Source organism: Nocardioides sp. R-C-SC26 (assembly GCF_021246465.1).
GTDB lineage: Bacteria > Actinomycetota > Actinomycetes > Propionibacteriales > Nocardioidaceae > Nocardioides.
The window spans coordinates 252466-261253 of sequence record NZ_JAHRHK010000003.1 but is presented as its reverse complement, the minus strand read 5'-3'; the positions used below and the strand labels follow the sequence as shown (position 1 = coordinate 261253).

9 protein-coding genes and 1 pseudogene are annotated in these 8788 nt (G+C 68.4%); 7 read left to right on the top strand and 3 right to left on the bottom strand.

What is annotated here, in order from left to right:
• From KSO97_RS04740 to KSO97_RS18435, 7 genes and pseudogenes are all read left to right on the top strand, one after another.
• Positions 1–1156: pseudogene (locus tag KSO97_RS04740) on the top strand (DNA polymerase III subunit gamma/tau); the annotation flags it as partial.
• Between the two features lie 210 nt (positions 1157–1366).
• Positions 1367–1753, top strand: a complete 387-nt coding sequence (locus KSO97_RS04735) for a YbaB/EbfC family nucleoid-associated protein (RefSeq protein ID WP_232676820.1) — start codon at positions 1367–1369, stop codon at positions 1751–1753.
• 16 nt (positions 1754–1769) lie between these two features.
• Positions 1770–2366, top strand: coding sequence for a recombination mediator RecR (gene recR / locus KSO97_RS04730; protein WP_232676819.1), 597 nt, complete (start codon positions 1770–1772; stop codon positions 2364–2366).
• An 82-nt stretch (positions 2367–2448) separates the two neighbouring features.
• The gene (locus tag KSO97_RS04725; RefSeq protein ID WP_232676818.1) at positions 2449–3051 is read left to right on the top strand and encodes a DUF5063 domain-containing protein; all 603 of its coding nucleotides are present in this window, start codon (positions 2449–2451) and stop codon (positions 3049–3051) included.
• Positions 3052–3116: 65 nt separating this feature from the next.
• On the top strand, positions 3117–4391 hold the full coding sequence (locus KSO97_RS04720) for an aspartate kinase (protein ID WP_232676817.1): 1275 nt from the start codon (positions 3117–3119) through the stop codon (positions 4389–4391).
• A complete protein-coding gene (locus KSO97_RS04715; RefSeq protein ID WP_232676816.1) occupies positions 4388–5422 on the top strand; it encodes an aspartate-semialdehyde dehydrogenase in 1035 nt (344 codons plus the stop codon). The genes KSO97_RS04720 and KSO97_RS04715 overlap by 4 nt, the downstream gene beginning before the upstream one ends.
• 217 nt (positions 5423–5639) lie before the next feature.
• On the top strand, positions 5640–6812 hold the full coding sequence (locus KSO97_RS18435) for a replication initiator (protein ID WP_374198453.1): 1173 nt from the start codon (positions 5640–5642) through the stop codon (positions 6810–6812).
• Between the two features lie 313 nt (positions 6813–7125).
• Here KSO97_RS18435 and KSO97_RS18430 read toward each other — a convergent pair whose 3' ends face one another.
• The 3 genes from KSO97_RS18430 to KSO97_RS04705 form a co-directional block, all read right to left on the bottom strand.
• Positions 7126–7410: a ParB/RepB/Spo0J family partition protein gene (locus KSO97_RS18430; RefSeq protein WP_374198454.1), complete on the bottom strand. Its 285-nt coding sequence runs from the start codon at positions 7408–7410 to the stop codon at positions 7126–7128.
• Positions 7411–7617: 207 nt separating this feature from the next.
• Positions 7618–8160, bottom strand: a complete 543-nt coding sequence (locus tag KSO97_RS04710) for an HNH endonuclease (RefSeq protein WP_232676815.1) — start codon at positions 8158–8160, stop codon at positions 7618–7620.
• A 287-nt stretch (positions 8161–8447) separates the two neighbouring features.
• Positions 8448–8762 (bottom strand): hypothetical protein, encoded by a 315-nt coding sequence (locus tag KSO97_RS04705; protein WP_232676814.1) that lies wholly within the window; start codon positions 8760–8762, stop codon positions 8448–8450.
• Positions 8763–8788: the final 26 nt, after the last annotated feature.

Below are 8788 nucleotides of genomic sequence, written 5' to 3'. Positions count from 1 at the left end.
CGACCTGGTCGCCGCCGGGCTCACCGAGATGCGCGGGGCCACCGCGCCCCGGCTGCTCCTCGAACTCATCTGCGCCCGCGTGCTGCTGCCCGGGGCCGACCACACCGCCGACGGCGTGATGGCGCGGCTCGACCGCATCGAGCGTCGCGCCGCTGTGCTGGGCACCCCCGGCGGAGCGCCCGTGCCGCCACCGGTGGCGGCGCCTGCGGTGGCGACCGAGCAGGCCACGCCGAGTCTCGAGACGGTCGCGGAGCGACCTCCTCGACCAGCGGACAAGGCGCTCGCAGGCCCTCGTGCCCCTCAGCGACCGGAGGCGGCGCCGGGTTCCGAGACGGTCGCAGAGCGACCTCCTCGACCACCGGTTGCGGTGGAGGTGGAGCCGAGCCCGCCGGCGCCCCAGCCACCGGCGGCCGCCGAACCCGCGCCCGCGGCCGGCGGGCTCAGCCTCGTCGACGTGCGACGGCTGTGGCCCGACGTCATCGAGGCGACCAAGGCCAAGCGCCGGATGACCTGGATCCACCTGAGCCAGAACGCACAGGTCGTGGCGGTCGACGCGACGACCATGACCCTCGGCTTCGCCAACACCGGCGCGCGCGAGTCGTTCGACCAGGGTGGCAGCGCCGACATCGTGCGCGACGCGGCACGGGAGATCCTCGGCGTCGAGTGGCGCATCGAGACCATCGTCGACCCGGGTGCCTCCGGTGGCGCCCCGTCGTCGGGAGCCTCGACGCCGGCAGCGCCGCAGGCGACCGCACCCACCCCGCAGCCCGCGGAGCCTGGGCAAGGAGGAGACGCCGGAGCGGTGCCGGATTGGGCGCGCAGCGAGGGCCCGGCCGCCGGGGGCCCCCGGGGCGCCGCGCCCCCGGGCCCCCGCGCCCCCCGCCCCCCCCCCCCCCCGCCCCCCCGGGCCCACGCCGAGGCCTCCGCGGAGCCGGCGCCCGCGTCGGCGCCGACCGCCGCGGCCCGCGAGGCGATCCGGCAGACCCGGCCGGCGGGGGAGCAGGTCGACGACTCCCGCGCCCGCGCGATGGCCGATGCCGACGCGGTCGCCAGCCCCGACGACCAGGACATCGAGACCGAGCACGTCGGTGTCGACGATCTGCTCGCCCGCGAGCTCGGCGCCCGTGTGATCGACGAGATCCCGCGTCAGTCCTAGTGCCGAGAGCACGAAGTTCATGGACGGTTGGCGCCGCCATGGCACGCACCTCGCTACGTTGGCATCGCTGGAGATACACCCGGTAGCCCTGCGCGATGGCCGCCTTGCGATGCACGCACCCTGACGACGCGAACCATCCAGTTACTTCGTGCTCGCGACACGAGAGATCACGCGATCTCCGAGCCCGACCCCGACCGACAGGAATCCCAGATGAGCCAGAACCCCCTCGAAGGCCTGCTCGGCGGAGCCGGCGGCTTCGACCTCGGCGGCCTGCTGGAGCAGGCCCAGCAGATGCAGCAGAGCATGGAGGAGGCCCAGCAGCGCCTGGCCGAGACCGAGGTCGAGGGCACCGCCGGCGGTGGCGCCGTTGCCGTCACGATCAACGGCATCGGCGAGCTGCTCGGGGTCCGGATCCAGCCCGGCGTGGTCGACGGAACCGACGCCGAGTCTCTGGGCGACCTCTCCGACCTGCTCGTCGCCGCCTTCCGCGATGCCAAGAGTGCCGCCGACCAGGCCGCCGCCCACGCCCTCGGTCCGCTGGCGGGCGGGTTGGGTGGCGGCATGGGCGGCGGGTTGCCCGGGCTGCCTGGCGCCTGAGCCGTAGGCTCGCGACGTGTACGAAGGCGTCGTCCAAGACCTCATCGACGAGCTCGGCCGCCTGCCCGGCGTCGGGCCGAAGAGCGCTCAACGCATCGCCTTCCACCTGCTGCAGGCCGACCCGGTCGACGTCCGTCGGCTCGCCGACGTCCTCATCGAGGTCAAGGCCAAGGTGCGGTTCTGCTCGATCTGCTTCAACGTCTCCGAGGACGACCAGTGTCGGATCTGTCGTGACCCGCGACGCGACCCGGCCACGCTGTGTGTCGTCGAGGAGTACAAGGACGTCGTGGCGATCGAGCGCACGCGCGAGTTCCGCGGCCGCTACCACGTGCTCGGCGGGGCCATATCCCCGATCGACGGCATCGGGCCCGAGCAGCTCCACATCACCGAGCTGATGAGCAGGCTCGCCGACGACCGGATCACCGAGGTGATCCTCGCGACCGACCCGAACCTCGAGGGCGAGGCGACCGCGACCTACCTGACCCGCCAGCTCAAGACCCTGGGCCTGCGTGTCACCCGCCTCGCCAGCGGCCTGCCCGTCGGTGGCGACCTCGAGTACGCCGACGAAGTCACCTTGGGGCGTGCCTTCGCGGGCCGACTCGCGGCACAGTGAGCCCCGACGTCGTCGCGGGTCCCACGCCCGCCCGATCAGCCACTCCCGCCCCACAGCCCGACCTGACCACTAGGAGCATCCGATGACCGACCAGCTGTCGGACTCCTCGCCGCCGGACTCGGCCACCGAGGACTTCGCCCAGCAGATCGCCGACTCTGTGGCCAGCTTCCTGCTGGCCCTGCGCGAGATCGCCCGCGAGGCCGACCCCGGGCGCGCCGTCTCGCTGCTGCTGCTGGAGATCAGCCAGGTGCTGCTCACCGGTGCGAGGCTCGGCGTCCAGCAGGACTTCACCCCGCGCGCGGAGTACCAGCCCGACGTCGGGCCCGAGGCCGACCTCGACCAGATGCGTCTCCGGTTGGCCGACATGTTCGGCAACGCCGACACCTACGCCTTCGTGTTCGACCCCTACGCCCCCGACGTCGTCGCCAGCCAGCTCTCCGACGACCTCACCAGCATCGCCGCGGACCTGGAGAACGGCCTCCGGCACTTCCGGCAGGGCGACATCGACGAGGCGCTGTGGTGGTGGCAGTTCTCCTACGTGTCCTCCTGGGGCAACCTCGCGGGCGCGGCGCTGAACGCGCTGCTCTCCGTCGTCGCCCACGATCGACTCGACCGTGAGGAGACGCTCGACACGCGCGAGATCGATCTCATCGAGGCGGCCGAGGCCGTCTTGGACAGCGACTGAGGTCGGCGGCCCTCGACTCGTAGAATCGACCACCGAGATTCCTTCCCCGATCTAGGGAGTACCCGGTGGGCATTGTCGTGCAGAAGTACGGCGGTTCGTCCGTTGCCGACGCGACGGCGATCAAGCGCGTCGCGCGGCGCATCATCGAGTCCAAGAAGGCGGGCAACGACGTCGTCGTCGTGGTCTCCGCGATGGGCGACTCGACCGATGAACTGATCGATCTGGCCGAGCAGGTCAGCCCGCGCCCGCCGGCGCGCGAGCTCGACATGCTGCTGACGGCGGGCGAGCGCATCTCGATGGCCGTGCTGTCGATGGCGATCAACGACCTGGGCTACTCGGCGCGCTCGTTCACCGGCTCGCAGGCCGGCGTCATCACCGACGCCGAGCACGGCCGGGCCAAGATCATCGACGTCACTCCCGGGCGCATCGTGGAGGCCATCGGGGAGGGTCACATCGTGATCGTCGCCGGCTTCCAGGGCGTCAGCCAGGCCACCAAGGAGATCACCACGCTGGGCCGTGGCGGCTCCGACACGACGGCCGTCGCGCTGGCGGCCGCGCTGCGCGCCGACGTCTGCGAGATCTACACCGACGTCGACGGCATCTTCACCGCCGATCCCCGCATCGTGCCCGCCGCCCGCAAGCTCGACCGGGTCTCCTACGAGGAGACGCTGGAGCTGGCGGCGTCCGGCGCGAAGATCCTGCACCTGCGGTGCGTCGAGTACGCCCGCCGCTACGACATCCCGATCCACGTCCGCAGCTCGTTCAGCCAGCTGGAGGGCACCTGGGTCATCGACCCGACCTCGGAGGAGAACCAGAACATGGAACAGGCGATCATCGCCGGCGTCGCGCACGACCGGTCGGAGGCCAAGATCACGGTCGTCGGCGTGCCCGACAAGGTGGGCGAGGCGGCCCGCATCTTCGAGACCCTCGCCGACGTCGGCGTGAACATCGACATGGTCGTGCAGAACGTCTCGGCCGCGTCCACCGGTCTGACCGACATCTCCTTCACCCTGCCCCGCGCCGAGGGCACCTCGGCGATGGACGCCCTCGCGGGCCGGCAGAGCGAGGTCGGCTTCGACAAGCTGCTCTACGACGACCAGATCGGCAAGGTCTCGCTGATCGGTGCCGGGATGCGCTCGAACCCCGGCATCACCGCGAAGTTCTTCGCCGCACTGGCCTCGGCCGGCGTCAACATCGGCATGATCTCGACGTCGGAGATCCGCATCTCCGTCGTCGTCGACGAGGCCCAGGTCGACCAGGCGGTGCAGGCCACCCACACCGCGTTCGACCTGGACGCCGACGAGGTCGAGGCCGTGGTCTACGGAGGTACCGGGCGATGACCAGCATCGGCATCGTCGGCGCGACCGGGCAGGTCGGCGTCGCCATGAGGCAGATCCTCGAGCAGCGCAACTTCCCCGCCGACGAGATCCGCTTCTTCGCCTCGGCGCGCTCGGCCGGCACTGTGCTGCCCTACGCGGGCCGCGAGATCGTCGTCGAGGACGCCTCGACAGCCGACCCGGCCGGGTTGGACATCGCGCTGTTCTCGGCCGGCGCGACCACCTCGCGGGCACAGGTCCCGCGCTTCGCCGAGGCGGGCGTGGTCGTCGTCGACAACTCCTCGGCGTTCCGCAAGGACCCCGACATCCCCCTGGTCGTCTCCGAGGTCAATCCCGAGGCGATCGACCTGGCGTTCACCGGCGAGAAGCAGAACATCATCGCCAATCCGAACTGCACCACGATGGCCGCGATGCCGGTGCTCCGGCCGTTGCACGCCGAGGCGGGCCTGGTCCGCCTGATCGCCTCGACCTACCAGGCCGTCTCCGGCTCCGGCGTCGCCGGCGTCGCGGAACTGGCCGACCAGGTCGCCGCAGCCGGCGACAAGGCGGGCGAGTTGGCCTACGACGGTACGGCCGTCGACCTCGGTGCGCCGTCGATCTACCGGCGCAACATCGCCTACAACGTGCTGCCGTTCGCCGGGAACCTGGTCGACGACGGCTCGAACGAGACCGACGAGGAGCAGAAGCTGCGCAACGAGTCGCGCAAGATCCTCGGCATCCCCGACCTCCGCGTCTCGGGCCTGTGCGTCCGCGTCCCGGTGTTCACCGGCCACTCGCTGGCGATCAACGCCGAGTTCGCCCAGCCGCTCTCGGTCGCCCGCGCCACCGAGCTGCTGGCGGCAGCGCCCGGCGTCGAGCTCAGCGACATCCCCACGCCGTTGCAGGCCGCCGGCCAGGACCCGTCCTACGTCGGCCGCATCCGTCAGGACGGCGACCATGGGCTCGCGTTGTTCGTCTCCAACGACAATCTGCGCAAGGGCGCTGCCCTCAACACCGTGCAGATCGCCGAGCTGCTGTTGGATCGCCTGGCCTGAGCCCGCGCATCAGACGGAAGAACCCCGGAGCCCATGGCTCCGGGGTTCTTCTGTATCCGTGCGGATCGGTCGGGCTGACAGGATTTGAACCTGCGGCCTCCTCGTCCCGAACGAACTCGTCGGGTGGGAACCCTGATGGTCATGCGAGCCGGACGGTCCATACGGTCCATCCGGTTCGCGGCGGGGGTGATTCTGGGGGTAGCGCTCTTAAGCGGCCATGGCCGGAACGGCGGCGCTCGAACTCGGGCTAGAGGTGATGCTTTCACGTGCATGTCGTCGTCCGTTCGAGACTCCCTCAGGTCACGTGGTGCGCTGCGGCTCCAGACTGAAGGCGGAGTGTGAAGGGTGCTCAGCACTGCACGTCGGAGACTGGCGGAGCATCATCCGATCCGGTGTCTTTGATGCCGGCACGGGATACCGATTCTTCCTCCTGACTCTGACCGCGCCGTCGTTCGGTGCGGTGCACCACGTCCCTCGCGAGCCCGGCAAGCGAGATCTCTGCAAGTGCGGGAAGCGCCACTCCAACGAGGTTGATGCGGGCCTCCGCGGCGTACCAGTTGACCTAGCGGACTATGACTACGCCGGCCAGGTGGCCTGGAACGCGGCCTCAGGTCGACTGTGGGATGCGACTCGGGCACGGTTGCGGGCGCTTCTGCCTTCGCTCGCCTTCGCCTCTGTACGCGAGTGGCAAGCACGTGGGGCCTTGCATCTTCACGTGCTGATCCGGGTGGAGGCCAAGGACGCGCAGAAGGTGCCTGTAGTTCAGGCTGGCAAGAAGCGTCGGTCGGTCCCGGTGATTACGGCCCTGGTTGGTGCGGTGACCGCACGCGGGGATGACGGAATCACGGTGTGTTGGGGCGCGAATGTCGACTGTCGACCCGTGCGAGCTGATCAGGCAACTGGGCGGACCATTTGGTACCTCACCAAGGCTGTCGGCTATCTGACCAAAGATGTCGCTGACGGTGGAGGTGGGCACTCGCTGGCGGGCGTTGAGCATTGGAGACGGATGGACCACGCTGCGCGTCGCCACCGATGCCCTGGGTGTCAGAGACGGAGACACCGGGTGCTTGCTTGCGGCGCACTCCTACATCGGCAGTGGGGCGCCCGTTCTCACGTCGTGTCGGTTTCTCGACCGTCCCGCGACGGCAGCCGTCCTGGTTGGTCGCTGACCGGTCTAACTCGCGCTCGACAGCGCGAGGCTCGACTCAAGTGGGTTCGTGAGAACTTCCCGATGAGTGAATCGGAAATTCGAGAGGCTGCCACTGCGCGCTTGGCTCGGAATCAAGAAGCGTCTGCCTTGCTGGCTGCGTTGGCGCGCAAGCGCAAAAGTGCCACACAGTCCCTGGTTTCCGTCACCGCGTCGGCGGGGCCGCCCAGCCACGCGGGTTGAGCGGCGCTGTCAACGCCGCCGAAGGCGACTAGGTGCAGCGTTGACAGCGTTGCGTCGCGTGGCAGGTTCCGTCGATGGACCGCGGTGGTGGAAGCCGGGCACTAGGCCGAAGGCCACTCGTTTCCGGAGCCGTAAAGGTTGCGAGCCCGGCGCGCCTGGGGCGTGTCAGGCATGGCGCGTCGACGCACGGATAGGGGCGATGCAGTTGGGCTGGGGCTGTTGCTTAGTGGGCCGATGCGCTGGGCGCGCGCGAAGCGAAGCGAGAGCGCGTTCGCCCAGCGGGCTACGGGCCCGCGCAGCGGGCCCGTCTTGGTTATGTACTGAAATTTTCGTCAGGTGTGGCAGGACGGACGATCGCGAGAATGGTCGTCCAGCCAAGTGCGGAGGCTGCCGCCACGCGGTGGAAACCGTCTGTGAAGCGGTAGCTCCCCGTCCGGTCGTGAAAGAAGGCGGCAATGGGCGGGACAGCGTTGCCGTCTCGAAGAGCGCCCATGAGGCCCACGTAATCGTACTCGTGCTCCTCCGGTGAAGTCCGCAACTTCTGCAGCAACCAGTCAGAGGGCTGCTGGCATCCACCGAAGTCCCGGAGGTCTGACATAGGCAGGGACCTGACGACCCAAACGGTGTCCCTCGTCGTCCCCTTGCACATGTCTGAGTATTCGTCTGCGCCTACACCGATCCACGCCTTGGCCTGGGCCTGGGTGATCTGACTTCCTTCGGGATACATAGAACTCCTGAACTAAGACCGCCAGAGTGGGACTCGGCTGCCGGGCAACTGGCTGAACCACGAAGGCCGCCAAGCGACCTAACCCAGACTTGCACCCTTGCGGCGGTTGCAATCCTCACAGAGCAGTTGAAGGTTGCGAAAGGAGTTCGCGCCACCAAGAGACAGCGGGATGATGTGGTCGAACTCGATGTTCCGGTTCGAGTCACATGACACACACCTGCCGCCGTCGCGCTGCCAAACCTGCACCTTGACGTCAGTGGGGATGGTCTCTCTCTTAGGCCTTGTGTCGATCTGTTCGGCGATCGCCTGCAACGAGTGGGCCTTAGCTAGCCGTATCCGACGCTTGTTCGCCACCTCGTTGATCAACGCGGCAACGTCTTCGGGAGTCAGCTCATGATCGGACGTCTCGTAGATCTTGGATTCAAACGACCAGTACCTCTTACCTGGACGTCCCGGGCTCAGCAGATACCCGACGCCAGCCCGTCGGGCGGCTTCCAGCGCGTTCTGTTCCTTCTTGCTGAAGTACCCGACGGCAACATTTCCGCCTTTGGTGTCGAGAACTCGCCAACTGGCGTTCTTGCCGGACTTGACCAGCTCAGAGTTGGTCACCTCTTTGATCACGCGAAGAAGGATAGGACCTCGAACCCTGATCGTGGACATAGATGGTTGGGCAGGGTGGAAGGCCTGCCTAGCAGGAGGTCCGTCGAGAGACGAGGCTAGGACGCCCCCTCCACTGCATCCAACAACTCCCAACCGACTTGCCCCGTAAAGCGCGGAGAGCGCGTCAGTGAACGTGGCGGCGCGATTTACCTCCGGACCAAATCACGCCCGGCCCTACATCTTCAGAAAACACGGCTAGCTGAGACTAGAGACCCCTTATCTCGCTGGCGGGCCGCCCCGGCGACGAACTACATCCGGTCGATCCACGTGTCCTCGTCACGGTCGTCCCACGTCCGACGCGTTCTTTGTGCGGCAGCTTGGTCCTCGCCCAGAACTCGGAGTGCCCCCATCGCCTCGGCGGCCGTCAATTCGCGAAGGGAGGCGACTGGCCTGCCCACAGCTGCGTCGATCGCAGCCTTGCGGGCGGTCATGTCATCAAGGCCGCGCGCATCCAGGGCCTTCCTAAGCAGACCAATCTGCCACTCTGGGACCGCGGGCGGACTTGGAAGTGGTGGCTCGGGAACAGCACTTACCCCGCTGAACAGCGGCAGGTCGCCCGTCATGCCCTCATCCTAGGCGGCGCACAACG

Bases quoted from the DNA above. Each gene is read 5' to 3' on its own strand.
- KSO97_RS04705 (WP_232676814.1), bottom strand. From the start codon at position 8,762: ATGACGGGCGACCTGCCGCTGTTCAGCGGGGTAAGTGCTGTTCCCGAG.
- KSO97_RS04715 (WP_232676816.1), top strand. From the start codon at position 4,388: ATGACCAGCATCGGCATCGTCGGCGCGACCGGGCAGGTCGGCGTCGCC.
- KSO97_RS18430 (WP_374198454.1), bottom strand. From the start codon at position 7,410: ATGTCAGACCTCCGGGACTTCGGTGGATGCCAGCAGCCCTCTGACTGG.
- KSO97_RS04725 (WP_232676818.1), top strand. From the start codon at position 2,449: ATGACCGACCAGCTGTCGGACTCCTCGCCGCCGGACTCGGCCACCGAG.
- KSO97_RS04735 (WP_232676820.1), top strand. From the start codon at position 1,367: ATGAGCCAGAACCCCCTCGAAGGCCTGCTCGGCGGAGCCGGCGGCTTC.
- KSO97_RS18435 (WP_374198453.1), top strand. From the start codon at position 5,640: ATGGCCGGAACGGCGGCGCTCGAACTCGGGCTAGAGGTGATGCTTTCA.